Source organism: Thermus caldilimi, from assembly GCF_004684245.1.
GTDB lineage: Bacteria > Deinococcota > Deinococci > Deinococcales > Thermaceae > Thermus > Thermus caldilimi.
Map to the genome: position 1 here is coordinate 1,694,470 of NZ_CP038452.1, position 24,487 is coordinate 1,718,956.

Consider the following 24,487-nt stretch of genomic DNA (forward strand, 5'->3'; position numbering starts at 1 on the left):
GGCTATACCTCCGGCACCACCTCCACCTTATCCCCCCGCCTGAAACGGAGGCGCCTGAGATCCTCCTCCAATAGGCCCAGCCGGCCTGGGATGTTGGGCCTGGGCCGCACCTCCATCACCACCTCGGGAGGCTTTAGGCGCAGGCGGAACCCGTGGCGGATGGCCCGGGCCCACTCGGCGTAGAGGGCCTCGTCCACATAGGCCACCCCGGACCCCGGGCCGTAGATGGGAAGGACCAAAAGGGAAGCGGGCGATATCTCCACCAGGGGGACCGCCTCGAGGGCCCCCATTTGCAAAAGGGTGTGCAGGATGCGGGCCAGGCGCAGGATCCCAGGGGCCAGGAGCACCTCCACGATGCGTTTTCCCTCTACCTGGGCAAGAACCCGCAAGGCCTCGGGGCCAAGTTCCACGGTACCTCCCTTTGTGGGCAGGCGCAGGACATACCCCCAGTCGGCGGGAAGGGCAAGCCCCTGCCACTGAGCCTCGGCCTCTGCCAGGCGAGCGGACACCGCAAGCCCCCCCAGAAGCGTGGTGTGGGGTGGCGAAACCTCGGGCTCAAAGCGGTAGGGAGCCCGTTTGATCCCCGTCAGCAGGTCCAGGGCATCCTCCCCCTCCAAGGCCTTCTCCCCCGAGCGCACCCAGGCGTGAACCACCTGGCCGTTTTGCAGGAAGACCTCCCCCTCCAGGTAAGGGGTGCGGACGAGAAGCCGACCCGTGCGCCCAGTGCTCATTAAAGCCCCCACCAAAGCCGAGAAGGGAAACTCCGCAAGGTTGCCTTCAAGGTAGCCTGAAGGTTGCCCAGAATGGCCCGGCGGTTGACCCAGCATTCCTCCCCGTTTTACCATGCCACCTCCCAAGCGTCCAGGCGGGGTACCCTGTTGCTTTGCCCGAAGGGCAAACCCATTAGCGTAAGCTAGCGGCATGAACCTCCTCTTGCTCCACGGGTTCACCTCGCACCCCGTCCTCACCCTGGGCCCCTTGCCCCAGGTGTTGCGGGAGGCTGGGTTTCAGGTGAACCAGCCAGCCCTTCCCGGCCACGGCACCCGGCCGGAGGACCTCCTCAAGGTGCGGTGGCAGGATTGGCTGGAAACAGCCCGGGCTTTTTACCCGGAACTGCCCGAGCCTCGAGGGGTGGTGGGGCTTTCCATGGGGGCCTTGCTTTCCGCCCATCTGGCGGCGGAAACCCCCACCCAGGCCCTGGTGGCCCTGGCCCCGGCCATGGCCCTCAAACACCCCCTTGCCCCCTTGGCGCCCCTCCTGGCCTGGCTGATCCCTCGCTTTCCCGGCCCCGATTCCATCCAGGACCGCGAGCTCAAGAAGCAAAACCCCAACTACCCCTACTTCCCCACCCGGGCCCTGCTTCAGCTTCTGGCCCTAATGCGCCGCACCCCGGAGGTCCTGCCCAAGGTAAAGGCCAACGCCCTGGTGATCGAGGCGGGCCGGGACAAGGTGGTGGACCCTGCCGGGATACGGGGCTACCATGCCCTTTTGGGAAGCTCAAGGAAGGAGTACCCGATCTTTCCCGAAAGCGGCCACGACCTTCTTCTGGACCGGAACCGGGAGGCGGTGGCCCTGGCAGTGCGGAGTTGGCTTATTGCTAATAGTACTCACTTGTATTAAGCTAAAGGCCATGGAGTCTGCCACCATCTCCCCCTGGATCGTCTTCCTATACGCCCTTTTCACCGCCATCGCCACGGGCCTGGGAGCCCTGCCCTTCCTCTTTACCCGGCGTATCCTGGCCCACCACCTGGGCCTGGCCAACGCCGCCGCCGCGGGACTGATGCTTTCAGCCAGCTTCGGCCTCATCTACGAGGGGGTGCAGTACCACCTGGGACGCACCCTCCTGGGGGTGATCCTGGGCCTCGTTTTCATCTGGTTTTCCCACCGCTTCCTCCATGGCCGGGAAGTGAGCTTCGGGAGCCTAAACGGCCTGGATGCCCGCAAGGCCCTCATGATCGTGGGGATCATGACCCTCCACTCCTTCGCCGAGGGCGTGGGGGTAGGGGTGGCCTTTGGGGGCGGGGAGGCCTTAGGGGTTTTCATCACCCTGGCCATCGCCGTGCACAACATCCCAGAGGGCTTGGCCATCAGCCTGGTCCTGATCCCCAGGGGGGTGAGCGTCCTGGGCGCTGCCCTATGGAGCGTTTTCTCCAGCCTGCCCCAACCCCTCATGGCCGTACCCGCCTTTCTTTTCGTGGAGGTCTTCAAGCCCGCCCTGCCGGTGGGCCTGGGCTTCGCCGCCGGGGCCATGATCTGGATGGTGGCGGCGGAGATCCTCCCCGAGGCCCTGAAGGAAGCCAGGCCCGAGGGGGTGGCCACGGTGCTTACCCTAGCCGCGGCCCTGATGGTGGCCTTCCAGATCCTCCTGGGAGGGTAACCAGACCCAGGGAAGCCGTTCCTCCAGGTAGAGGGCCTCGAGGGCCGGCCGCACCCGGTAGGCCAGAAGCTGCACCCCAGCCCCCTCCGCTTCCCGGGCTGCCCGGTAAAGAACTCGGTCCTCAGGGTCCAGGGCGAAGGCCCGGGCCAGGGGGTGCTGGACCATCCACACCGCATAGGCCACGCCCCCGGCTCGGGCAAACCCCGAAAGAAGCCTCAGGTGCCGGGCCCCTCGAGGGGTAGGGGCATCGGGGAAAAGGGCCAGGCCTCCCTCCACCCGGTTGCAGTTCTTGGCTTCCAAAAGGGCTTCCTTTCCCCCAATCCGGGCGGAGAAGTCCAGCCTCTCCCCTTCCAGGCGCACCTCTTTTCGCAAATCCTCGAGGGGGCCGAAAACCCCTTCCTTCAAAAGCAACTCCAGGAGACGGTTGGCCAAGGAGGCATCCACCCCTACCAACACGCCCCAGCTCTCCAAAAGAAGAAGCCGCCCCACCGTCTTGGGGGTAGCCCTGGGGAGGTAGAAGCACGGGGTCCCGGGAAGGAGAAGCTCCCCCATCCGCCCGGAGTTGGGGAGGTGCAAGGGCCCCACGTCCGCCTCCACCAGGAAACGGTTTTTCCTCCTCAGGAAACGGCAGGGTTTCAGGAGAGGCAAGGGCAAGGCCAGCATGACCAAAACTTTAGCCCGGTCTTAGACCGGGCCTTCTGGCGGAGAGGGCGGGATTCGAACCCGCGGTACCGGTTTTCCCGGTACAACACCTTAGCAGGGTGCCGCCTTCGACCACTCGGCCACCTCTCCAAGTCCTCTGGCGGAGGGTGAGGGATTCGAACCCCCGGTGGGCCCAAGGCCCACAGCGGTTTTCAAGACCGCCGCCTTCAACCGCTCGGCCAACCCTCCAAGGTCTGGCCGCAACCCTCACTATGCGGCAAGCCCTTTGGGTTGTCAACCGGGCCGGGCCCTAAGCGCCTTAGGGAAGGCAGCCGGTACCTTATGGGGACCGCGGCCAAGGGGCTCTCGGCGCAAGCCCAGGGGATCCAGCTGGCAAGGTCTTTTTCCCCGTGGGCTAACGGAGCCAGGCCCAGACGAAGCGCTCCACCAAGGCCTCCATGGCTGGGACCACCGCGTGGTGTAGGTCAGGGAAGAGGACCAGGTGGTCCTCGGTGGGCCGGCCAAACCCCGTGGGCCTTACGCAGGCCCGCCCCTTGGCAAGGGGCAGGGGCCAGGGCTCCCCCTCCCGGGTGAGGGCCACCTGGTGCACCCTCCACCCCGCCTTCTCCCGCACGTCCCGCAGGCGGCAGGCCTGGGTGGGGGGGATCAAGGGGTCGTTGCCCGCCTGCACCGTCAGAAGGGGGGCCTGGAGCCGGGCGGCCAAGGGCAGTGGGCTTTACCTTTGGTAGCACTCCGGGCACTCCTCCGGGAGTCCCCCGAAGACCTCCCGCCACCGGAGAAGGGCCTCGGGCCGGGCGCGCCTAAGGATCTCCACCTGCTCGGCGAAGTCCACGGGTCCGATGACAAAGGCCACCCCCCGGGCCCTCCCCTCCAGGGCGGCGGCCTTCAGGGCCACGCAGGCCCCTAGGGAGTAGCCGGCGTAGGCGTGTTGCCTTACCCCAAGCTGGGACAAAAGCCGCACCAGGTGGGCCAGGTCCTCCGCCTCCTCCAGGCACCCCGTGACGCGCCCCCCGCTCCTCCCCCGGCCGCGCAGGTGGGGCACCACCGCCAGGAGGCCCCTTTCCGCCCAAGCACGGCACCGCCTGCGCATGGCCTCCGTGGGGGGCCGAAGCCCCCCGGCACCAGGACCAGGGCCCGGCCTGTCAGCCCTCGAGGCGGGCATAGCTCCGCAAAGAGGCTGGTCCCCTCCCGCTGGTAGAGGATGCCCCCGGGAACCCGCTCCCAGGGGCGGGATCCCCCCATCCCCAGGAGGAAAAGAAGGGCGAGGAAAAGACCGAACCTTGCCATCAGCGACCGAACACCGCCACCGAGACCCGGGCCCGGGCCAAAAGCCGGGCCAAGAGGAGGGGCAGGAGGAGGGCTAAGCCCAGGTAGACGGCGAAGGCGGGCTTGAGGCCTAGGGGCTCTGGGAAGCCCGGGTACCGCTCCAGAAGGCGGAGCACCAGGGGATGGAGCAGGTAGATTTGCAAGGAATACCGGCCCAAGAAGGCCAAAGGAACCCGTAGGGGGGTGCGGACCAAGGCAAAGGCCAGGGCCAGGAGGAGGAAGGCCATGGCCGTGGTGTAGAGCCAATGAAAGGCCTGGTAGTGGAAGGTGTTGACCGGAAGGCGCCGCAGGACGTCCAAGGCCAGGGGCAGGTAGCCCCAAAGCCCGAGGACGGCGAGGAAAAGGGCCAGGGGCCAAAGGCGAAGGAGGCGGGGGAGGCGTTCTAAGCGGCTCGCCAGGTAGAGGCCCAACACGATGGCCGGGGTGTACCAGAGGACGAAGCTCCCCGGATAGGGCAGGAAGCGGTAGTGGCGGTTCAGGAAGTAGAGTCCAAGGGTAAGCCCCACCCCCAGGAGGAGGAACCAGGCCCCGTGAGGCCGCCTCCGCAGAAGGGGAAGAAAGAGGGGAAGGAGGAGGGTAAGCTGCAGGGCCACCGCCAAGAAGTAAAGGTGGAAGTAGGCCTTGCCCCAAAGAAGTTGGTGGAAAAGACGCTCGGTTTGGAAAACCCCGTAATCCCAGTAGCGGAAGGCCAGGTAGAAGCCGCTCCAGAGGAGGTAAGGCCATAAAAGGCGCAGGGCCCGGTTCTGCAGGTAGCGGCCCAGGCGGAACTCCCGTAAAAGCCCCGCCCCCAGGACCAAAGTGGTGAGGAGAAGAAAGGCGGGGACCGCAAAGTGGAAGGTGCGGTTGGTCGCCGCCAGGAGGAACCAGGCGGGGCTTTCCGGGGAGAGTTCCCGCAGGAAGCGGCCCGTCACGTGATGGAGGACCACCTCGAGGATGGCCAGGCCCCGGAAGACCTCCACCCAGGGAAAGCGCTCCAAAGGGCTATTTTGGGGTAGACTCATGAGGGTTCTCCGAGAGGAGGAGTCCAAGCTCCTCCCAAAGGGCCTTCCTGCGGGGGAAGGCCCGCACCAGCTCCCTGGCGGCCTCCCGCGCTCCCTTAGGGTCCAGGCGAGCGAGCCGCGAAAGCAAAGCCGCCGCCTCCCGGTAGGCCCTGCGGGTGCCCTTCTCCGCCGCCCACTTGGCCGCCTCCCGGTAAAGCCTCTTGGCTTCCTCGGGAAGTTTCTCCTCCAGGACCTCCGCCAAGGCGGGATAGGCCTCGGGCGGAGCATCCCTCAACAGGCGGTCCAAGGCCTTCCAGTCCTCCTCCAGGAGGTGGAGGCGGGCAAGAAGGGCAGGGTCCCGCACCTGCCTGAGAAGAGCCTTTCGCTCTTGGTAAAACTCTCGGCCCAGCTTGGCCTTTAGAGCCAGGTAGTCCTCCAGGTTGGGCCTTAAGGCAAAGCGGGTCCGGTGGTCCTCCGGGCTTCCCCGGTGGGCCACCAGGAGGTCCAGGAGAGGAAGGAGCCTGGGATCTTTGCCAAACCACTCCCGGGCCTCCTCTGCGTACCGGAGGGCCTCCTCCACCCGCCCCAAGGCCACGAGGCGCCCCACCAGGTGGAGGTAGTCCTCCACCCCCTCGAGGCCCTCCCGCAAGGCGGCAAGCCCCTCCTCCACCCGCCCCAGGCGGAAGAGGAGTTCCGCCCGAAGCCCCCGCTTGAGCCCCGAAGGGTCCGCGCCGCCAAGAAGTCCCAAGGCCCCCTCGGGCTCTCCCAAAGCCGCCCGCAAAAAAGCCTCCCGCACCCCCTCCGAGGGGTGGCGCAAATAAAGGGATAAAAGGAAAGGGAGCCTAGGGGAAAGCTCCAGGTAGCGCTCCAAGGCGGCCCGCAGGTAAGGCTCGGGGTCAAAGGGGGCCTCGGGGAGAACCCCCAAAAGGGCCTCCACCTCTTTCCGCCCCGCCCGGTCCAGGCGCAGGAGGAGCCTCCTGGCCTCTTCCTCCCCTTCCCCCAGGCGGAAGGCCTGGCGCAGGTCCTTCACCCCCTCCCCAAAGGCCCGCTCCGGGGCCAGGGCTTCCGCCAGGTAAAGGCCCACCTCGGGAAGGAGGGCGAGCTTTTTCAGGAGGCCTTTGGCCCCCTCAGGGGCCAGGGCCTCAATCAGGGGGGCCAGGTCCGGCGCCTTTCCCTCCACGTGGGCGTAAAGAAGCGCCACCGCATGCTTGCAGGGAAAATCGGGGTAGGGGCAGGTGCAGTGCCCCACAAGCCCAGGGCCCACCTCCACCCGGTAGGGCACCTCCGCCGAGCCCTGCACCACGCCCAAAACCCTCTCCCCCACCCGAAAGACCCTGAGCACCCGGCCCTCCTTGAAGTAGGCCAGGCCCCGGCGGAGGACCTCCTCCGGCACATGGGGGGCGAAGTCCTCCTCCCGTTCGGGAGGGAAGGCGGACATGCTTCAAGTCTACGCAAGCACCGCTTGGCCGGTGCTATCCTATGGTTAGGCCCTATGAAATGACCCTTACCGTTACCCTTCGGGAAGCCGACCTGGTCCGACCCCTGCCCAAGGGCTACGTGCAGTGCCGGGCCTGCGCCCACTACTGCGCCATCGCGGAAGGAGGGGCGGGAAAGTGCGGTGTCCGACGAAACTTCGGCGGTAAGCTTTACTTGGTCACCTACGGCAAGGCCGCCGCGGTCCACCTGGACCCCGTGGAGAAGAAGCCCCTCTACCACTTCCACCCCGGGGAAGGCATCCTTTCCCTGGGCACCGTGGGGTGCAACCTCTTCTGCGCCTTCTGCCAGAACTGGGAGATCTCCCAGTTCCGGGAGTTCAAGGTCACGCCGGAAGGCCACCTGGACCGGCCCATCGGGGAGGACTGGCCCCCCGAGGCCATCGTGGAGAAGGCCGAGGCCCTGGGGGTGAGGCTCATCGCTTACACCTACAACGAGCCCGCCGTCTGGATTGAATACGCCCACGACACGGCCAAGCTGGCCAAGGAACGGGGCATGAAAAACGTCTTTGTCACCAGCGGCTTTGAAACGAAGGAGGCCTGGGAGTATATCCGGCCCTTTCTGGATGCCGCCAACGTGGATCTGAAGGGCTTCACCGAGGAGTTCTACCGGAAGATCTGCGGGGCCCGGCTCAAGCCGGTCCTGGAAAGCCTCGAGCACCTGGTGGCCCAAGGGGTCTGGGTGGAGGTGACCACCCTCCTCCTGGAGGGCTACAACGACTCCCCAGAGGAGGTGCGGGCCATGGCCCGCTTCCTCAAGGGGCTTTCCCCGGAAATCCCCTGGCACCTCACCGCCGCCCACCCCGACTACCGCATGCTGGACCTTAAACCCACCCGGCACAGCACCCTGGTGCGGGCCTACGAGATCGCCAAGGAGGAGGGGCTTAAGTTTGCGTACGTGGGGAACGTCCTGGACGAGGAAAGGAGTTCCACCCATTGCCCGGATTGCGGGAGGCTCCTCATCCGGCGCCGGGGCTTCCGGGTGGAGCCCTTTTGGGAGGTCCCCGGGGTCTGCCCGGGGTGCGGGAGGAGGATCCCTGGGGTATGGACCGGGTGAGGCCCCCGGCAGTGGCCGGCTACTTCTACCCCTCGGAGCCCGCAAGGCTCCGGCGGGAGGTGGAGGGCCTTTTGCAGAGGGCCCAGGCCCCCCCCGACCCCAGGGTACGGGGCCTCCTCTCCCCCCACGCGGGCTACTTCTACTCCGGGAAGGTGATGGCGGAGGGGTTCCGGGTGCTTTCCGCCTGGAGGGGGAGGGCGGGGAGGGTCTTTCTCCTCGGCCCCAGCCACTTCGTGCCCTTCTGGGGCGTGGCCTTCTACCCCTACCGGGCCTGGGCCACCCCTTTGGGGGAAGTGGCCGTGGACCGGGAAGGGGGAAGAAGGCTTCTGGAGAAGGATCCTCCCTTCCTGATCCATGAGGAGCCCTTCCGGGAGGAACATAGCCTCGAGGTCCTCCTCCCCTTTCTCCAGGTAGCCTTGCCGGACACGCCCATCCTGCCCCTCCTCTTCGGGGAGGCGGATCCTAAAGAGGTGGCCGAGGCCCTGTTGCCCGAGCTCGGGGAAGGGGACCTGGTGGTGGCCTCCAGCGACCTCTCCCACTACCGCCCCGACCCCGTGGCCAGGGCCCGGGACCAAAAGACCCTGGAAAAGGCCCTGGCCCTGGATGTGGAGGGAGTAGCCCAAGGGGAAGCCTGCGGCCGCCTTCCCTGGGCCACCCTCACCGCCCTGGCCCGAGGGCTGGGGTGGCGGCCTAGGCTCCTCGCCTACGCCACCAGCGCCCAGGCCTCCCATGATGCAAGCCGGGTGGTGGGGTACGCCGCAGTAGCCTATCTCCTAGAGGAGGACCCACCCGCTTTAAGATGAGACCATGACCCCGGTGCGCAAGCGGTTTACCGCGGAGGAGTTCCACAGGATGGCCCAGGCGGGCCTCCTGGGAGAGGACAACCGGGTGGAGCTTCTGGAGGGAGAGGTTTGGGAGATGAGCCCCATCGGTAGCCGCCATGCCGCCGCCGTGCGGCGCCTTCGCCGCCTGTTCACCCCCTTGGAGGTGGAAGGGGCCAGCCTTATCGCTGTACAGGACCCCGTGCGCCTTAGCCCTTTCAGCGAGCCCCAGCCGGATCTGGCCCTTTTGCGCCCTCGGCCTGACCTTTACCAGGAGGAACACCCCGGCCCCCAGGATATCCTCCTCTTGGTGGAGGTGGCGGAGGCCTCCTTGGCCTACGACCTTGCGGTTAAGGCACCCCTATACGCGCGCCATGGGGTCCTTGAGCTCTGGGTGCTGGACCTGGAGGGCAAGCGGCTTCACGTCTTTCGCTCCCCCTCCCCCGAGGGTTACCGGGAAGTCCAAACCCTGGCCCCAGGGAACCACCTGGCTCCCGCGGCCTTCCCCTCCTTTTCTCTCCCGGTGGCCGAGCTCCTCGGCTAAAACCTAAGAAGGGGCCGGAACCAGGGGATGGAAAGGAGAAGAAGCCCCAGGGCCAAGGCGAAAAAGAGCCGGGCCCTAGGCTTTCCCTTCCTCACCTGGCCGAGCCCCGCGTGGGCCAGACCCAGGGCAATGAGACCCCCCACCCAGTGCTCCGCCACGAAGAAGCGGGCCTCGCCTGGGGTTTGCATGGTGGCCTCGAGGCTGGCCAAGGCTCCTTGAAAGAGAGGGCTTACGAAGGCCAGCAGAATCCCCAACACCACTTGCAGGGTGAGGGTATGGGCGAAAAAAGTTCCCTCTTTAGCCCCAGGACGCCAAAGGGCCAGGAAGCCAAAGGCCAAGACCGCCCAACGCACCAGGTTGTGTAGGAAAAGAACCGCCTCGTACATGGTCCAAGGCTATCCTTCCCAACCTGGGATCCCCGGAAGGAGATCACAAAGGGCTCCGCCAGGGTGGGGCGGTATCAAACCTCCAGGAGAGCCAAGGCCTCCCGGAGGTCCTGGACTTCCAGGTGGGCGGGATACCGCGGGTCCTTGGAGCGATGGCCCCGGTCCACCCAGACCGCCCTAAGGCCCGCCAAAAGGGCCCCTTGGACGTCCCGTTCGGGGTTATCCCCCACCATCACCGCCTCCTCCGGCCCCACGCCGAAGGCGCAGAGGGCCATGCGGAAGAGCCTGGGGTCCGGCTTGCCCAGGCCCACCTCCCCGGAGATGAGCACGAGGGAAAAAGCCTCCCCAAGCCCGGCTCCGAAGAGCTTTTCCCGCTGCAAGTCAGGCACGCCATTGGTGAGGAGAACCAAAATAGACCCCTTGGCCCTGAGGGCCTCCAGGAACCCCGGCACCTCGGGGAAGAGGGGGTACCGGCGCCTTTCCGCGAAGAAGGCCTCCGCCAGCTCCCGGGCCCGCTCCGCTGGCCCCCCGATCTCCTGGAGAGCCTCCCGAAACACCCGCTCCCGGAAGGGCCAGGCCCACTCCGCCAAGCTTTCCAGCCCAGGGGTAGAGTAGCGGGCCCAAAGGGCCTCGAGGGCCGAGTGGCCAATGCGCTCAGCCCAGGGGTAAAAGGGAGCCTCCTGAAAGAACCCCTCGGCCTTTTTTCTCACCTCCTGGGGCAGGCCTTCCACCCCCACCTCCTGCCCCAGATGGTTCAGGACCTCCTCGCTCACCTGGTGGTCCATTAGAAGGGTATCGTCCAGGTCCAAAAGCCAAAGCTTCATGTATCTCCTCGGGTCAGGAATGCCCTTCTGGGGGAAGCTCCCGCACCAAGACCGGGTTCTCCCCCGGGTCAAAGAGGAGGAGGTGTTCCCCTGCCTCGCGGAAGGGAAGGCCGTACTTGGAAAGCCGAAGCTTTTCGTGTTCCAGGTTTTCCACCAGGAATACCAGGCGGCCCTCCTCCACCCCCACCCGGGCAAACCCGTGTCCCTCGGGCCGGGGGCGGTTGGGCCCCTGCTCCACCCCTCCGCTTCCAGAGCGCAGGAGGAGCAGGGGCCCCTCGAGGGGAGCCAGAAGGGCCTCCCGTTCCGGGATCAGTTCCTCCAGGGCCAGCCCCAAAGCCTGGTAGAAGCTCACGCCCTGGCCTAGATCCGGCACGTACACCACAAGGGTTTCGCTCATAGGCTCCGCAAAAACGCCCGCAAGTCTTCTTCGTCCGCCACCACCTGCAAAAGGGCCAGGTCCTCCGGAGCGATCTCCCCGTGGCTCTTGAGGAGGGAAAGCCAGTAAGGGTCCACCGCCAGGGGCCGGCCCAGTCCCCGCCTGAGGTAGAGGAAGTTCCAGGCCAGGGTGAGCTCGGCCAAGGTGCCCACCCCGCCCGGCAGGGCCAGGTACCCCGTCCCCAGGTCCAAAAGCCTCCCGATGCGCTCGGGCAAGGAAGAGGCGGGAAGCTCCAGGTCCACATAGGGGCTTGGGCCTTTGCGTTCGGGGAAAAGGACCGGGGCGGTAACCCCCACCACCATCCCCCCTTTGGCCTTCACCCCCCGGGCTAAGGCCTCCATCCCTCCCTGGTAGCCCCCACAGGCCAGGCCGAAGCCCTCCTCAGCCATCACCTCCCCGTAGCGGACCAGGCGGGAGTACCGGGGATCGCCGGGGGCCACCCTCGAGGAAACGAAGGCGCTAATCAGCCGCATCGCTACAGCCAGGGCCTCCCCCAACCGGGCAGGAAGATGGGGTTTACCGGCACCGCACCACCAAAACGGGTATCCCCACCCGGTGCAACACCCCTTCGGTCACCGAGCCCAAAAGGAGCTTGTCCAGCCCGGTGCGCCCGTGGGTACCCATGACCAAGAGGTCGAATCCCTTGGCCGCCTCCACGATGGTGGGTATCGGCACCCCCTCCTTCACCTCCCCCGTGGCCTCCACCCCCTTCTCCTGGGCCAGAGAAAGGGCCTTGGCGATGGCCTCCTCTCCCGCCTTCTTCAGGTCCTCCAGGAGTTCAAGGCCATAGGGCACGCTCTCGGGGGCAATCCAGATGGCTTGGGCCGGGTTCTCCAACACGTAGAGGAAGTGCACCTTGGCGGAAAGGGCTTTGGCCAGGGATAGGCCGTGCTCTATGGCTTGGAAGCTGCAGGGGCTACCGTCCGTGGGCATCAGGATGGTTTTGTACATGGCTCGCCTCCTTCGCCTTCATGATACCCCGTCGTAAACTCAGGCCATGTGGATCTACGGAAGGAACCCGGTCCTCGAGGCCCTGAAGGAGGGCCGGGTGCGGCGCGTCCTTGTGGCCCGGGGGGTGGAGGCCTGGCTTTTAAGGGAGCTGGAGAACCTCGGGGCGGAGTATACCCTGGTGCCCAGGATCGAGCTGGACACCCTCCTCCGTACCACCCACCACCAGGGCCTGGCGGCGGAGGTGGAGGAACCCCGCTACGCTCCCTTGGAGGAAGCCTTCTTTCTAGCGGAAGCCCGCAAGGAGCTTCCCTTGCTGGTCTTCCTGGACGGCATCACCGACCCCAGGAACTACGGGGCCATGATAAGGAGCGCCCTGGCCCTGGGAGCCCATGGGGTGGTGTCCGAGGAACGCCGAAGCGCTCCCCTTTCGCCCCTGGCCCTGAAGGCCAGCGCCGGGGCTGCCTTAAAGCTTCCCGTGGTGAAGGTGAAAAACCTTCCCCGGACCCTCGAGGAGGTCAAACAAAAGGGGCTTTGGGTGTACGGCTTGGATGTAAGGGGGGGGAAACCCCCCAAGGAGCTGGACTTCCAAAGGCCCTTGGCCCTGGTGGTGGGCTCAGAAGGAGAAGGTATGCGCCGGCTGGTGCGGGAGGCCTGCGACGAGCTCTTCCGCATCCCCATCCGGGAAGAGGCCGAGTCCCTGAACGCCTCCGTGGCCTTGGGGATAGCCCTGTATGCGGTGGCCCTGGGCCGGGGTGTAGGATAGGGTCGTGGACTGGATCCGGCTTCTTTCCCGCCTCCTCCAGGCGGAAAGCCTCTCTGGGCAGGAAGGGGAAGCGGCGGCCCTTCTCCTGGAGGCCCTTAAGGGCCTGGGTCTGGCGGCCACCCTGGACGAGGCGGGAAACGTGGAGGCCCTCCTGGGGGAGAAGGAACCCGAGGTGGTCCTGGCCGGGCACCTGGACGTGGTGCCCGTGGGGGATCCCCAGCACTGGCCCTACCCCCAGGGCACCGTGGCCCAGGAGGCCGTCTGGGGCCGGGGGGCGGTGGACATGAAAGGTCCTTTGGTGGCCATGCTCCTGGCCCTCGAGGCCCTCGCGCAAAAACCCCTTAAGGGGCGGGTGCGCTTCCTCGCCACGGTGCAGGAGGAGGTGGGGGGCCTAGGAAGCCGCCATGCCGCAGAAAGGCTTTCCCCTTTGGCCTTCATCCTGGGGGAACCCTCGGGAAGAAGGCTCATGCGGGGCCACCGGGGCCGGGCGGAGGTCTGGGTGGACTTTGAAGGGGAGGAGGCCCACGCCGCCCTCTCGGGCCCGGAAAACCCCCTCTTTGACCTTGGGGAGTACCTCCTGGCCCTAAAGGAGCTTCCCCTTTCCCCGGGCCTCAAGCTCACCCCCACCCGGGTGGACACCTACCCCGGGGCCAGGAACCAGACCCCCGGGGTGGTCCGCCTGTACCTGGACGTGCGCTACGAGCCCGAGGCCAACCTGGAAACCCTTTTGGATAACCTCAAGGCCCTGGGGGATGCCTCGGTCTACATCCCCGAGGAGGAGCGGGCCTCGGGGGAGGTGCGCCTCGTCATCCCCGCCCTTTGGCCTCCCTACCGCCTGCCGGAGGATCACCCCTTGCTCCTTGCGGCCCTTAAGGCCCTGGACCAGGAAGGGGCGGGCCTTTGGCCCTTCACCACCGACGCCCCCTATCTGGGCACTAAGGCTCCCGTCTTGGGCTACGGCCCGGGGGATCCCTCCCTGGCCCACACTTCCAGGGAGCATATTCCCTTGGCCGAGGTGGAGAGGGCTGCCCAGGACTACGTGCGCCTGGTGGAGGCTTTATGGAACGCCGCTTGATCGCCGGCACCCCCTACCGGAAGCTCCTCACCGTCCCCCGGCCCGTGGCCGAGGGGGTGAAGGCGAGGCTCGAGGCCAGGGACATCCCCGTCGTCCTGGAAACCCCCTTTTCCGGCCTGCCCGAGGCGGCCTTAGGCACCTACATGGGGGATGTGAACCTCTTTGTGCCCGAGGCCCTTCTGGGGGAGGCGGAAGCCGCTTTGGAGGAGGAGATCCCATGACCGTAGTGGGCCTGGACCTAGGGGGCACCAAGATCGCCGCCGGGGTCTTTGACGGCACGAGGCTTCTTTCCAAGGTGGTCCTTCCCACCCCCGAGGAAGGCGGGATGGCGGTGGTGCAGACCCTGGCCGAGGCCACCAGGAAGGCGGAGGCCGAGGCCGGGGTGGAGGGTGTGGCCATCGGCCTGGGCACCCCGGGGCCCCTGGACTTCCAGGAGGGGGTGATCCGCTTCACCCCCAACATCCGGGGTCTCGTGAACTTTCCCATCCGCCGCCTTCTGGAGGAGGCCACCAAAAGGCCCGTGTACCTGGAAAACGACGCCAACGCCGCCGCCTTGGCCGAACACCACCTGGGAGCGGCCAAGGGAGAGGAAAGCTCCCTCTTCCTCACGGTTTCCACCGGGATCGGGGGCGGGGTGGTTCTGGGGGGACGGGTCCTAAGGGGAGAGAGGGGGCAGGGAGGGGAGCTCGGCCACATCACCCTCCTCCCCGGGGGTCCGGTGTGCGGCTGCGGCCTCGAGGGGTGCCTCGAGGCCCTGGCCGCGGGCCGGGCCCTGGAGCGGGAAGCCTCCTATGCCTACCACCGCAAGGTGGATACCAAGGAGCTCTTCCAGCTTTTCCAAGAAGGCGAGGCCAAGGCGGAGCGCATCCTCCTCCAAGCGGCCCGCTACGTGGGCATGGGCCTGGCCAGCCTGGTCAAGGCCTTCGACCCCGGGGCGGTGGTGGTGGGCGGGGGACTGGCCCTGAACGCCCCTCAGGCGTACTGGGAGGCCTTGGAGGAAGCCTATCGCCATTACCTCTCGGGCTGGGAAATGCCCCCCTTGCGCCGGGCCCTTCTGGGAGGGGAGGCTGGGCTCTTGGGTGCCGCCCTCACCGCCTATCTGGAGGTTCGGGATGGAGGTGGGTAAGGCTCTGCTTTTTCTCGGAGTTTTACTGGTCCTTCTGGGTCTCGTGCTCCTCTATTTCCCCAAGGTCTTTTCCTGGTTCGGCCACCTGCCGGGGGACATCCGAATCGAGCGGGAAGGCCTACGGGTGTACATTCCCATCACTTCGGCCCTGGTTCTTTCCCTTCTTCTCACCCTGCTCTGGAATCTCCTGGGCCTTCTTCGCCGCTAAGACCCACACGTCCACCGGAGCCTTGCCTGAACGGAAGGCGCCCTCGTCCGACCGCAGGCGGTAGGCCCGCAGGGAAAACTCCGCCACCCCCAGACCGGAAAAACGCAAGCGGAAAGGGCCAGGGGGAAGGAGAAGGCGATGGGCAAAGGATCCCTCCAGGCGTAGATGCCCTTCCCCCCAGGCCCCCCGCAAGGCCAACAGAAGCCCCCAGGAATCCTCGGGAGCATAGGCCTCTCCCAAAAGCTCCAACACCGCCTCCTCCTCCAAGGAGGCGAAGTCTAGGTAGGCCTTATCCGTGGGCTCCAAGAGAACCAGGCCAAACCCCTGCCCTAAGGGAAAGACCCCTTGGTTGCCCTGCACCAGCAAGGCCAGCTCCCGCCCCAGCCCCCTTCTTTCCCAAACCCTCCCCTCCCCAAACACGGCCTGGCGTAGATGCGGGTCCAAAAGGCCTTCGTACCCCTCCCCCAAGGCCTTCCGGTGCATGGCCTCCTCCTGGTTGCGGCCCGCAAGAGCCAAGGCGGTGGCCGCACGCTCGTGAAGCTCGCGCCTTCGGCCCGGGGGCAGGGTGGAAGAAAAAAAGCGGCGCTCTGCTTCTTTAGCGAAGCGATACCCCTCCTGGTAAACCAGCCATCCCTTGCGCTCCAGCTCCTCCAGGTAAGGCAGGGCTCCCAGGGCGTCCAGGGCCTGCTCAGGAATGGGCCCCAAGGCCACGGAAAGCCGCTCCAGGGCCACGCGGGCGGGTTCGCTAAGCCAGCGGGATTGTAGGCGAAGCTGGGCCAGGAGGCGCTGAGGACAACCGGCCGAAGCCAGCCACTCGGGGATCCATTCGGGCTGGCCTCCCGCCAGGAAGTAGGCCCTGGCAGCTTGCTGGAAACCATACCCAGCCAGGAGCCCCTGCCTGGCCTCGAGCCAGGGTATTGGGGGAAGCTCCAGCACCCGCATGCGCTCTGGAGGATAGTTGGCGCGTAGCTCCAGGAAGAAGCGGGGCTCCTCCCCTGGGTCCAGGCTCAGGACCAAAAAGGCTTTGGAGCGCAGAAGCTCCCGCAAGGGCACCTGGGGATAGGGGGACTCCAGGTAGACCAAACCCTCTGGGCGCAGGCTCTGGTGGAAGGCCAGGCCCAGAACCCGGGCCAGCTCCTGGGCTAACTGGCGCTGGCCCGCTCCAAGCCGCCCCCTTAACACCAAAAGAAATGGGGGACGCAAAGAGGAAAGCTCCCGTAAGAGTTCCTGGCGGCAGGGAAGGCCAGGAAAGGCCTCGGAGCGGGTGCGCACCTCCTGCACCCACTCCCACAAGCCCTCCACCTCCTCCAAGCCCTCCAGAACCTCCCCGTGCCCCAAGGTCTCCAGCTTCAGCCAAGGAGGCAACGCCAAAGGATCCTGCCCCCTGGGGAAAACCTCCCGCCCCAAAGCCCGGCTCAGGCGGTGTAGCTCCACCCTTAGGTTCTGCAGGGCCGAGCTGTGACCGTAGAGGAGGTCGGCCAGGCGGGCCCTCGAGGTGGGCCCCTCGAGGGCCAGGTAGTAAAGCAGGGCCAGCCCCTTGCGGGAAACCCGCAGCTCCTCACCCTGGAAAACCACCCGTGCCCGGCCGAAAAGGGGCAGGGCATAAACCGGATCGTTAAGGGGGCGTTTCAAAGCGTTACCTTCCTTGCCCTTGATACTACCACGTTCCCGTGGGCTCCTTGGGCTACGGATTTCCTTCCCGTAACGCTCCCGTAACGCCCCTTTCCTTAGGGTGAGGGCGTCCTGAGAGGCCACCACCTCGAGGGGCAGATTCGGAGGGATATATGCGCAAAGGCATTTTGGCAGCAGTATTGGTTTTAGCACCCCTGGCTTTGGCCCAGGCGCCCACCGTGGCCCCCACCAAGGGGAATGGTCCGGACGCCTACGCCAAGGGTACCGACTCCGCCGCCGTCAACCAGACCATCGAGCTCATCCTGCCCAAGGCCACGGCGTTGCACCTGGACGTGACCACCCTGACCTTTGACCTGACGGGGCTGGACGGGGCCAGCTGGCCCAACTCCACCCCGGACTTCGGCGGGCAGATGGTCTGCGTGTACGGCCTTACGGAGCAAGACGTGAAGACCCAGCTGGGGAACAACTTCTACAACCAAGTGCAGACCCTGCCCTTGGGGACCAGCTACGGCGTGGCCCAGTGGCCCAACATCACCATCAACGGTGGTGGGGCGGTCACCGCCTACCCCCCCATCAAGCTGGATAATAACGGGGAGCTGGTTCCCGGCAGCAAGAACTACTTCGTCTGCTACCGGAGCTTCATCCTGCAGAAGTTCTCCAACGGCAAACAGTGGCACCTGACCGTGAACCGCAACGACCCCCAAGGGGCCCAGGGGATCCAGCACCTTTACATCCAGGACAACCCCTGCGACACCTTCGGCGCGGCCACGGGGCTTTACGAGCTTCCCAACGGGGCCACCCTGGAACTGGTACCCCGCAACCTGCAGGCCGGCCCCACGGGAACCCGCTCCGGCAACAACCCCGAGCGGTGCGGCTACAAGAGCTGGCTGGATGACCTGGTGGTGGTGGCCGTCAAGGTCAACAGCGACCTCTGGGGCAAGAGCACCGCGAACCTCACCTACACCTTGGCCACGACCGCCTGGTAGCAAGCCGGAAGGCCTGGCCTTGGGGCCAGGCCTTCCCCCTTCGGTGAACCATGAAGCGACTCTTTCCCCTCCCTCTCATTCTGGCCCTCGGCGCCCTGGCCCAAAGCACCTTGGGCGTGGAACCCCCGGTCCTCCTTAAGGAGGCCAAGCCGGGGGAGGTACTCACGCAAACCCTCACGGTCTACAACGTGGGCACCCGCCCGGTGCGGGTGCGGGCCAGCCTGGGGGACTGGACCTACGACCCCATGGGAAAGATCCAGTTCCTGCCCACGGGTACCTTGAAGGAAAGCGCAAGCCCCTGGGCCACCTTTTCTCCGGCGGAATTTTTGCTGGAACCCAAGCAAAGCCGCCCTCTCACCTACACCCTCACCGTGCCCAAGGACGCTGTCTCCGGCACCCACTGGGGCATCCTCTTCCTGGAATCCGAGGATCCCAACCCACCCCCCGGGGTACCCCTGGCCACCTTCCGGGTGCGCATGGCCCATGTCTTCTACGTGAACATAGGACCTTTAACCACTGGGGGGCGGATCACCGGGATCGTGCCCAGCCCCCCTAAGAACCCGCAGGAGCCCTACCGCTTCGCCATCCAGTACCAGAATACGGGCAACACCGCCCAGAAGCTTTCCGGCCGCTTTGAGGTACGGGACAGTATGGGGCGGAAGGTGGCGGAAGCCGAGGTGGAGGAGGTGGTGGTGCTGCCGGGCCAGGTGCGCATCCTCCCGGTAACCCTGGTGGGGCCATTGCCCGCAGGGAACTACACCGCTTTGGCCATCCTCAACTACGGCGACCCCACCAAGGACGTGGCCGCAGACCTGCCCTTCACCCTGCGCACCCCCTTGAGCGCCCCACCTGCGCCTCCGGTGAACGAGGGGGGAAAAGGAGGTACCCCATGAGAAGTTGGCTAACCGGTTTCATCCTCCTCTTGGTCCCGGCCCTGGCCCAGGCCACCTGGATCGTGCAGACCCTGATCCCCGAGACCATCGCCCTCCGCACCCCCACCACCCAGATCGCCTTTGATCTTCAGGACTACCCCCCCAAGGCGTTTCCCGCCACCTACCCCGCCAGCAACCTGGAGGGGGGCGTCTTACCGGTTCAGGTCTTCTCCAATGCCACCGGGGTGTGGAGCCTTCTCCTGCAGATCCCCGACCTGAAGGATCAAAACGGGGTTTTGGTGCTGCCTGCCAGACAGGTCCTCTACCGGGTGAACGGAGGGCTTTGGCTTAGGGCCGATGGCACCCCGCAGATCATCTACACCCAGGCGGGCCCCACGGGGGACTGGCTGGAGATCCGCCTAGAGTTCGCCCTCGAGCTTCTCGGCAACGAGCGCGCCGGTAGCTACGTGGTCCAGGCCCTGGTCACCGCCTTGAGGCAACCGTGAGATGAGGCGTTTTCTGGCTCTTTTCCCCCTCCTTCTTGGCCTGGTCTGGGCCCAGGTGCGCTTTATTCCTTCCCCGGACCTAGCCGGGGTTCCAGGGGATTACCTTACCTTGAGCCTGAGGGTGGAGGGAACAGGGCCGGTGCGCTTCCGCCTCTTCCCCCCGGAGGGGTGGCAGGCCCTTTCCCAAGAGAGGCAGGCGGTGCTGGAGGGCAAGGAGGAAACCCTAAGCTTCACCCTACGGGTACCCCCTCTGCCTGCGGGCACCCGGGGGAAGGCCTTGGTGGTGGCCTACGAGGGGGAAAAGGAAGTGGCCAGGACCGAGGTGGGGCTAAGGGTGTTGCCCCTGATCCAGATAGCCCTTTCCGCTCCCGCCACCCTCGAGGCCAGCCTAGGGGGGCCCTTTGAGTTCCCGGTCTACGTCAGCAACCGCTCCAATCAGAAAGAAGAAATCCTTTTGCAAGCGGAAGCCGCCATGTTCCAGGTGTTTTTAAACCCGGCGGGCCTGAGCCTGGCCCCCGGGGAAACCGGGGTGGTGCGGGTCTTGGTGAACCCTGAGGGGCAGGTCTCCGCCGGCTACCGGTTCTACCTGAAGCTCAGGGCCACCCCCAAGACCCAGCCCGAGGCCCGTAAAGAGGCCGGGATCATCGTGCTCTTCAAGGATCCCTTGCTGGCAAGCGGCCAAAAGGGCCGAGACCCTGAGATCACCCTGGGCCTAGGCGTGGCCTTGAGCCTGGGGGCCACCTGGGAACAAGGCCAGCTCCAGGGGCAGGTAGGCTACCTTCTGGCCCCGAGCCTGAGCGGGGCCCTCTCGGACTACGTGACCGCCACTGCCGCCCCAAGCCCCCTCACGGGGGATTTGCAGAATCCCTTGCGCCTGCCCCAAACCCTTGCCTTAAGCCTCAAGGGCGAAGGCTGGGAGGCCCGGGCCCAAGGGGGGCAGGGAAGCTTTGGCCTGGCCTCCACCTTCCGCCTGGACCCGGCGCGGGTGAGCCTCGAGGGCACCTACCGCCCAGGGGGCCTGGGCCTTAGGGCCAGCGCGGTGAGCCTGGACAAGAACCTGGACCTCCAGGGGGCCCTCTCCACGCAAACCGCCCCCACGGGCCGGCAGGACAACCTCAGCCTGCGCTACCGGCTCCCCCTGGAGGGAGGCTTCAACCTGGGCCTTGGCACCGACCTCAGCGGCCAGACCGGGGAGGGCTACCGCCTTTCCCTGGGCTTGAGCCAAAGCCTCACCTGGCAGACCCAGGATTTGGAGCTGGTGCAAAGCTACGGCGGCATACCCCTGGCGGGCCTTCACACCCTGGGCCTGGCGGGAGGCACCCGGAACCTCTACCCCTTGGGCCTTCGGGGAAGCACCAGCTGGCAGCTTGGCCCCAGCCAGGGCCTTTGGCAAAACCAGCTCACCCTCTACGCCCAGCCCGTAGCCGGGGCCCTCGTAAGCCTCACGGGTAGCTACCGGCAGCAAGGGGAAAACCGGGGTTATGGCCTGGCCCCAAGCCTCAGCACCGCCTTCGGCGAACCTGGGGTGTACACTGGAAGCCTCAGCCTGGTCTACGGCTTGAACCGAAGGCTTTCCGGGGAAGCCCCCGAGAACCAGAGCTACCAAGCCGGCCTCACCCTGGGAACCCGCGACCTGAGCCTCTCCGGCTACCTCCGGTACCTTCTGCAGGAGAATCCCCTTCTGGAAGGGAGCCTATTGCTACGGCTGATCTTGAGCGGGGGGAGCCTCGAGGGGCAGTACCTGGCAAAGCGGGGCACGGAAAAGGACCTCACCCTCTACGGGGCTGCCTGGAACCAGCTCTGGCCGGGAAGTCTGCAAACCCGCCTCTCTTACGAGTACCGCCTGGAAGAAAGCGCGAGCCAGCGCTTTGGCCTTTCCCTATTCCAGCGCAACTTCCTGGAACCCAGTCTTTCCCTAGGAGCCTCCTACACCCTCATCCTGGAAGAAGCCGGGATCCGCCATGACTTTGGCCTGAGCCTGGCCTACACGCAAACCTTCACCTTCACCACCCCCAAAGAGGTGGTGGACCTCTTCGGCGGCCGCAAGGGAGGCGAGGTGGCGGGCCAGGCCTTCCGCGACGAGAACCTGAACGGGCGCCTGGATCCAGGCGAGGCACCCCTAGCGGGCCTGAGGGTCTGCCTGGGAAAGACCTGCGAAACCACCGACGCCCAGGGCCGCTACCGCCTTTTCACCGCTGCTGGCGAGGGCGTCCTCTTTTTCGGCAACCTTCCCGCCACCCTGGCCCTCTTGGGGGAGGAGCGGGTACAGGTAACCTTGAACACCAGCCTGGAGAAGAACCTGCCCTTTGCTCCCGCCACCACCCTGGCGGTCCAGGTGTTGGACGGCGGAAACGAGCAGGGCCTGGCCTTCGCCGGCGTCTGCGCCGAGGGGGTGGTGAAGCGGTGCACCCGGGCGGACGCCAATGGCCGAGCCCTCATCGGCGGGCTTTTCCGCGGGGAATATCGGGTCTATCCTGATGCCCGCTACCTGCCCGAGGGCTACCGTGGCGAAGAGGCCATCCAGGTTCAGGTAGACCCCAGCCTACCCCTTAAGGCGATCCAGGTGGTGGCCATTCCCCCAGGCGGGAGGTGGAGGTGACCTATACCGCAGGCCGTCTGAGCCTGGTGGCCACCGCCGACCCCTCCACCCCCATCGCCGGGGCCGAGGTGGAGGTCAAAGCCCTGGTCCAAGGAGAAGCGGAGCGGGTCTGGCTGGATCTCCCCTCGGGCCCAGTAACCCTAGTCCGCCAGGAGGGAAACTACTACACCGCCCGGATACGTCTGCCCTTGGCCCCCGGGTTCCATACCCTGACTGTGAAAGCCGCCAAAGGGCAGGAGGAGGCCGAGGCTCCCCTTTTCCTCCGGCTGGTCGCCGGCTCCCTCTACAGCCCCAGCTCCCTGGAAGGTCCTAAGGTAAAGATCGCCCTGCGCTTCCGGGCTACCCAGGTAGCCCTTATGGAAAAGGGCCAAAGCTTCCCCCTAAAAAGCGAGGACGGCTACACCTGGACCGGGGAAGTGCCCTTAAGCCCCGGTCACTACACCCTTTTGGTGCTGGCCGATGGGGAAAGGCTGGGTGAGGTGGGCCTGGCCATCCCCTCGGAAAGCGCGAACCATTGAGGTTCAAAGATTCGGAAAGGAGGGATAGGTATGCGGTATTGGTACGGGATTCTTTTAGCGGTCGGCCTCCTTGGGGCCTGCTCCCAGGCTCCCCAAGGCGTTAAGCCCCAGGTGGCGGTAGGAGCCTCGGTAACGGTGGAAAAAACGGCGGTACCGGAGTTCAAGCGCACCTACCGCTGGAGCATGGAGAAGAAGGTGACGGATCCGGCAGGCGGAACCCTTACCCTGGCCCCAGGGCAATCCTACTTGGTCAAGTATGCGGTGTCCCTGGTGGGCACCCCCACCGACTCGGACTTCAAGGTAAAGGGCACGGTTACCATCAAGAATACGGGCAGCGTGGACGTCCTTCTGCAGGCCCTTAGCGATACCCTTTCCACAGGCGAAACCGTAGCCCTCAACTGTGGTGTAAGCCTCCCCTACACCCTGCCCGCAGGGCAAAGCCTGAGCTGCACCTACAGCCAAGACCTGCCCAACGGCCAGAGCCGGACCAACACCGCCACGGTGGCCTGGAGTGGCGGCGGGGAAAGCGGCACCGCCTCGAGCCAGGCCAGCTTCACCTTCACCACCCCCACCGAGGTGGTGGACGGGAGCGTGACGGTGGCAGATCCCTCGGCCACCTTGGTTAACGCCATCAGCGGCATCACCCCGGAAGGCGTCATCTCCCAGACCTACTTCTTTGAGCGCTGGGTTAAGTTTGATCTATGCGGGGAGTACCGGGTGGACAACACCGCCACCTTCACCACCTCCGACACCCGGACCCAGGGTTCGGCCTCGGCCACCGTGCTGGTCAACGTACCCTGCGTGGGCGGCTGCACCCTTACCCCGGGCTACTGGAAGACCCACTCCAAGTACGGCCCCGCCCCCTACGACGACACCTGGGCCAAGATCGGCGAGGACACGCCTTTCTACCTCTCCGGCCAAAGCTACTACCAGGTCCTCTGGACCTCTCCCTCCGGAGGCAACGCCTACTACATTTTGGCCTTCCAGTTCATCGCCGCCAAGCTGAACGTCCTGAAGGGGGCCTCCACCACCCCTGACGTGGACACGGCCCTGGCCTGGGCGGAGACCTTCTTCCAGACCTACAAGCCCAGCGACACCTTGAGCAAGGCCCTGGCCAATCAGGCCAAGAGCTACGCCGCCACCCTGGACGGCTACAATAACGGCGTCATCGGCCCTGGTCACTGCGACCAGTAAAGCCCCTTTGCCCGGGGTGGCCCCTGGTCACCCCGGGGTTTCCAGGGAGAAAGAAATGAAAAGATCCCTTTGGCTCCTTCTCGTGGCCCTCGCCGCTTGCACCGCCCCCCAGGGCATCAGGACCACCGGGTCCTTGCGCATCCAAAGCGTCCAGCCCGATGTGGTGGGGGGGTGCCGGGTGCGGGCCGGAGACTGGATGCTCCTCACCGGCAACACCTTCGGCACCCAGGCGGACTGGGACAGGGGCAGCAACCACGCCCTCTTTCCCCCCGACCCCGGCCTGCCCGCCGAGTCACCGGAAATCACCCGGGCAGAGAACCCGGCCACCCTCATGTTCCGCGTGCCCCAAGGGGCGCAAAGCGGCACCCTGCGCCTCCACGTGGAAGGCGTGGGGGACGCGGAAATCCCCATCGTGGTGGAGGGCCTGGCCCCCCAGATGGCGGTGCCGGGATGCGAACTGCCTACGCCCCCGCAAAACCCTAACTAGAAGCACCGAACCAAGCCCTCCTGCCCAGGCAGGGGGGTTCACTTTAGGTGGCTCAGAAACTCCTCCCGGGTCTTTTGGCTTTCCCGGAAGACCCCCAGCATGGCGCTGGTGGTGGTGCGGGAGTGCTGCTTCTCCACCCCCCGCATCATCATGCAGAGGTGGACCCCCTCCACCACCACCCCCACCCCCTGGGGCTCGAGGATCTCCTGGATGGCCTCGGCGATCTGCACCGCCAGGCGCTCCTGCACCTGGAGCCTCCTGGCGAACATGTCCACGATGCGGGCGAACTTGGAAAGCCCCAGGATTTTCCCGTCTGGGATGTAGCCGATGTGCACCTGGCCGAAGAAGGGCAGCAGGTGGTGCTCGCACATGGAGTAGAACTCGATGCCCTTCACCACCACCATCTCGCTGCCCTCCGCCTGGAAAACCGCTCCGTTGACGATCTCCCTCAGGTCCTGGCGGTAGCCGCGGGTGAGGAAGGCCCAGGCCTTGGCCACCCGCTCGGGGGTTTTCAGGAGACCTTCCCGGCTGGGATCCTCCCCGATGACCTCCAGCCATTCCCCTGCCAGGCGCTTCAAGCGCCCCAGGTCCACGTGGGTTTCAAAGGTAAGACCCGTATCCTCGAGCTCCACCATCTTGCGCTCCATCTTGCCACCTCCCCTC

Annotated in this window: 30 protein-coding genes and 2 tRNA genes; 17 read left to right on the plus strand and 15 right to left on the minus strand. The window is 66.0% G+C overall.

The window, feature by feature from the left end; translation table 11 throughout:
- Nucleotides 1-2: 2 nt before the first annotated feature.
- Nucleotides 3-827: a DUF4388 domain-containing protein gene (locus tag EBI04_RS08860; RefSeq protein WP_167481932.1), complete on the minus strand. Its 825-nt coding sequence runs from the start codon at nt 825-827 to the stop codon at nt 3-5.
- A gap of 94 nt (nt 828-921) precedes the next feature.
- On the opposite strand from EBI04_RS08860, the gene EBI04_RS08865 reads away from it, so the two are divergent.
- Nucleotides 922-1,620 (plus strand): alpha/beta hydrolase, encoded by a 699-nt coding sequence (locus EBI04_RS08865; RefSeq protein ID WP_135257153.1) that lies wholly within the window; start codon nt 922-924, stop codon nt 1,618-1,620.
- A gap of 10 nt (nt 1,621-1,630) precedes the next feature.
- A complete protein-coding gene (locus EBI04_RS08870; RefSeq protein ID WP_135257154.1) occupies nt 1,631-2,377 on the plus strand; it encodes a ZIP family metal transporter in 747 nt (248 codons plus the stop codon).
- On the opposite strand, the gene EBI04_RS08875 is transcribed toward EBI04_RS08870, so the two are convergent.
- From EBI04_RS08875 to EBI04_RS08900, 7 genes are all read right to left on the minus strand, one after another.
- The gene (locus tag EBI04_RS08875) at nt 2,330-3,040 is read right to left on the minus strand and encodes a DNA/RNA nuclease SfsA (RefSeq protein WP_135257155.1); all 711 of its coding nucleotides are present in this window, start codon (nt 3,038-3,040) and stop codon (nt 2,330-2,332) included. The genes EBI04_RS08870 and EBI04_RS08875 overlap by 48 nt on opposite strands.
- A gap of 36 nt (nt 3,041-3,076) precedes the next feature.
- A tRNA-Ser gene (locus EBI04_RS08880) sits at nt 3,077-3,169 on the minus strand.
- A gap of 8 nt (nt 3,170-3,177) precedes the next feature.
- Nucleotides 3,178-3,268: transfer RNA gene (locus EBI04_RS08885), tRNA-Ser, on the minus strand.
- Between the two features lie 166 nt (nt 3,269-3,434).
- Complete coding sequence (locus EBI04_RS13540) at nt 3,435-3,743, minus strand: alpha/beta hydrolase (RefSeq protein ID WP_240695424.1); 309 nt, start codon at nt 3,741-3,743, stop codon at nt 3,435-3,437.
- 12 nt (nt 3,744-3,755) lie between these two features.
- Nucleotides 3,756-4,130 carry a dienelactone hydrolase family protein gene (locus EBI04_RS13545; protein ID WP_240695271.1) on the minus strand — a complete coding sequence of 125 codons (375 nt, stop codon included), beginning with the start codon at nt 4,128-4,130 and terminating at the stop codon, nt 3,756-3,758.
- Between the two features lie 196 nt (nt 4,131-4,326).
- Entirely contained in the window at nt 4,327-5,343 is a 1,017-nt protein-coding gene (locus EBI04_RS08895; protein WP_135257156.1) for an acyltransferase family protein, read from the minus strand.
- Between the two features lie 4 nt (nt 5,344-5,347).
- Entirely contained in the window at nt 5,348-6,784 is a 1,437-nt protein-coding gene (locus tag EBI04_RS08900) for an SWIM zinc finger family protein (RefSeq protein WP_135257157.1), read from the minus strand.
- A 59-nt stretch (nt 6,785-6,843) separates the two neighbouring features.
- On the opposite strand from EBI04_RS08900, the gene amrS reads away from it, so the two are divergent.
- From amrS to EBI04_RS08915, 3 genes are read left to right on the plus strand one after another with little or no spacing between them, the layout of a single operon-like run.
- Nucleotides 6,844-7,896 carry an AmmeMemoRadiSam system radical SAM enzyme gene (gene amrS, locus EBI04_RS08905; RefSeq protein ID WP_135257158.1) on the plus strand — a complete coding sequence of 351 codons (1,053 nt, stop codon included), beginning with the start codon at nt 6,844-6,846 and terminating at the stop codon, nt 7,894-7,896.
- Nucleotides 7,884-8,699 (plus strand): AmmeMemoRadiSam system protein B, encoded by an 816-nt coding sequence (gene amrB / locus EBI04_RS08910; protein ID WP_135257159.1) that lies wholly within the window; start codon nt 7,884-7,886, stop codon nt 8,697-8,699. Before amrS ends, amrB begins: the two co-directional genes overlap by 13 nt.
- Nucleotides 8,700-8,703: 4 nt before the next feature.
- A complete protein-coding gene (locus EBI04_RS08915) occupies nt 8,704-9,261 on the plus strand; it encodes a Uma2 family endonuclease (protein WP_135257160.1) in 558 nt (185 codons plus the stop codon).
- Here EBI04_RS08915 and EBI04_RS08920 read toward each other — a convergent pair.
- The 5 genes from EBI04_RS08920 to EBI04_RS08940 form a co-directional block, all read right to left on the minus strand.
- Nucleotides 9,258-9,647 (minus strand): hypothetical protein, encoded by a 390-nt coding sequence (locus EBI04_RS08920; RefSeq protein WP_135257161.1) that lies wholly within the window; start codon nt 9,645-9,647, stop codon nt 9,258-9,260. The two genes, EBI04_RS08915 and EBI04_RS08920, sit on opposite strands and share 4 nt — an antisense overlap.
- Nucleotides 9,648-9,721: 74 nt before the next feature.
- Nucleotides 9,722-10,471, minus strand: a complete 750-nt coding sequence (locus EBI04_RS08925; RefSeq protein ID WP_135257162.1) for an HAD family hydrolase — start codon at nt 10,469-10,471, stop codon at nt 9,722-9,724.
- Between the two features lie 13 nt (nt 10,472-10,484).
- On the minus strand, nt 10,485-10,868 hold the full coding sequence (locus EBI04_RS08930) for a VOC family protein (protein WP_135257163.1): 384 nt from the start codon (nt 10,866-10,868) through the stop codon (nt 10,485-10,487).
- On the minus strand, nt 10,865-11,380 hold the full coding sequence (locus tag EBI04_RS08935; RefSeq protein WP_135257164.1) for an LOG family protein: 516 nt from the start codon (nt 11,378-11,380) through the stop codon (nt 10,865-10,867). The genes EBI04_RS08930 and EBI04_RS08935 overlap by 4 nt, the downstream gene beginning before the upstream one ends.
- A 43-nt stretch (nt 11,381-11,423) precedes the next feature.
- Nucleotides 11,424-11,858, minus strand: a complete 435-nt coding sequence (locus tag EBI04_RS08940) for a universal stress protein (RefSeq protein WP_135257165.1) — start codon at nt 11,856-11,858, stop codon at nt 11,424-11,426.
- Nucleotides 11,859-11,904: 46 nt separating this feature from the next.
- Here EBI04_RS08940 and rlmB point away from each other — a divergent pair, with 46 nt between their 5' ends.
- From rlmB to EBI04_RS08965, 5 genes are read left to right on the plus strand one after another with little or no spacing between them, the layout of a single operon-like run.
- Complete coding sequence (gene rlmB / locus EBI04_RS08945; RefSeq protein WP_135257166.1) at nt 11,905-12,621, plus strand: 23S rRNA (guanosine(2251)-2'-O)-methyltransferase RlmB; 717 nt, start codon at nt 11,905-11,907, stop codon at nt 12,619-12,621.
- Between the two features lie 4 nt (nt 12,622-12,625).
- Nucleotides 12,626-13,696 carry a M20 family metallopeptidase gene (locus tag EBI04_RS08950; RefSeq protein WP_135257167.1) on the plus strand — a complete coding sequence of 357 codons (1,071 nt, stop codon included), beginning with the start codon at nt 12,626-12,628 and terminating at the stop codon, nt 13,694-13,696.
- Entirely contained in the window at nt 13,681-13,917 is a 237-nt protein-coding gene (locus EBI04_RS08955; RefSeq protein WP_135257168.1) for a hypothetical protein, read from the plus strand. The genes EBI04_RS08950 and EBI04_RS08955 overlap by 16 nt, the downstream gene beginning before the upstream one ends.
- The gene (locus tag EBI04_RS08960; protein ID WP_135257169.1) at nt 13,914-14,822 is read left to right on the plus strand and encodes a glucokinase; all 909 of its coding nucleotides are present in this window, start codon (nt 13,914-13,916) and stop codon (nt 14,820-14,822) included. The genes EBI04_RS08955 and EBI04_RS08960 overlap by 4 nt, the downstream gene beginning before the upstream one ends.
- Nucleotides 14,809-15,030 (plus strand): DUF2905 domain-containing protein, encoded by a 222-nt coding sequence (locus tag EBI04_RS08965; protein WP_038040959.1) that lies wholly within the window; start codon nt 14,809-14,811, stop codon nt 15,028-15,030. Before EBI04_RS08960 ends, EBI04_RS08965 begins: the two co-directional genes overlap by 14 nt.
- Here the strand turns inward: EBI04_RS08965 and EBI04_RS08970 are convergent.
- Entirely contained in the window at nt 14,941-16,662 is a 1,722-nt protein-coding gene (locus EBI04_RS08970) for a hypothetical protein (RefSeq protein WP_167481933.1), read from the minus strand. The two genes, EBI04_RS08965 and EBI04_RS08970, sit on opposite strands and share 90 nt — an antisense overlap.
- A 152-nt stretch (nt 16,663-16,814) precedes the next feature.
- Here EBI04_RS08970 and EBI04_RS08975 point away from each other — a divergent pair, with 152 nt between their 5' ends.
- The 7 genes from EBI04_RS08975 to EBI04_RS09000 are packed head-to-tail and all read left to right on the plus strand — an operon-like array spanning nt 16,815 to nt 23,824.
- Entirely contained in the window at nt 16,815-17,648 is an 834-nt protein-coding gene (locus EBI04_RS08975) for a hypothetical protein (RefSeq protein ID WP_135257170.1), read from the plus strand.
- A 50-nt stretch (nt 17,649-17,698) separates the two neighbouring features.
- On the plus strand, nt 17,699-18,541 hold the full coding sequence (locus EBI04_RS08980) for a fimbrial biogenesis chaperone (RefSeq protein WP_135257171.1): 843 nt from the start codon (nt 17,699-17,701) through the stop codon (nt 18,539-18,541).
- Entirely contained in the window at nt 18,538-19,026 is a 489-nt protein-coding gene (locus tag EBI04_RS08985; protein ID WP_135257172.1) for a hypothetical protein, read from the plus strand. Before EBI04_RS08980 ends, EBI04_RS08985 begins: the two co-directional genes overlap by 4 nt.
- A 1-nt stretch (nt 19,027) precedes the next feature.
- On the plus strand, nt 19,028-21,625 hold the full coding sequence (locus EBI04_RS08990) for a COG1470 family protein (protein WP_240695425.1): 2,598 nt from the start codon (nt 19,028-19,030) through the stop codon (nt 21,623-21,625).
- On the plus strand, nt 21,622-22,143 hold the full coding sequence (locus EBI04_RS13550) for an early set domain-containing protein (protein ID WP_240695426.1): 522 nt from the start codon (nt 21,622-21,624) through the stop codon (nt 22,141-22,143). The genes EBI04_RS08990 and EBI04_RS13550 overlap by 4 nt, the downstream gene beginning before the upstream one ends.
- Before the next feature lie 30 nt (nt 22,144-22,173).
- Nucleotides 22,174-23,337 carry a hypothetical protein gene (locus EBI04_RS08995; protein WP_135257173.1) on the plus strand — a complete coding sequence of 388 codons (1,164 nt, stop codon included), beginning with the start codon at nt 22,174-22,176 and terminating at the stop codon, nt 23,335-23,337.
- Nucleotides 23,338-23,392: 55 nt separating this feature from the next.
- Nucleotides 23,393-23,824, plus strand: coding sequence for a hypothetical protein (locus EBI04_RS09000; RefSeq protein ID WP_135257174.1), 432 nt, complete (start codon nt 23,393-23,395; stop codon nt 23,822-23,824).
- A gap of 38 nt (nt 23,825-23,862) precedes the next feature.
- Here the strand turns inward: EBI04_RS09000 and folE are convergent, their stop codons facing one another.
- On the minus strand, nt 23,863-24,471 hold the full coding sequence (gene folE / locus EBI04_RS09005; RefSeq protein WP_135257175.1) for a GTP cyclohydrolase I FolE: 609 nt from the start codon (nt 24,469-24,471) through the stop codon (nt 23,863-23,865).
- Nucleotides 24,472-24,487 lie beyond the last annotated feature (16 nt).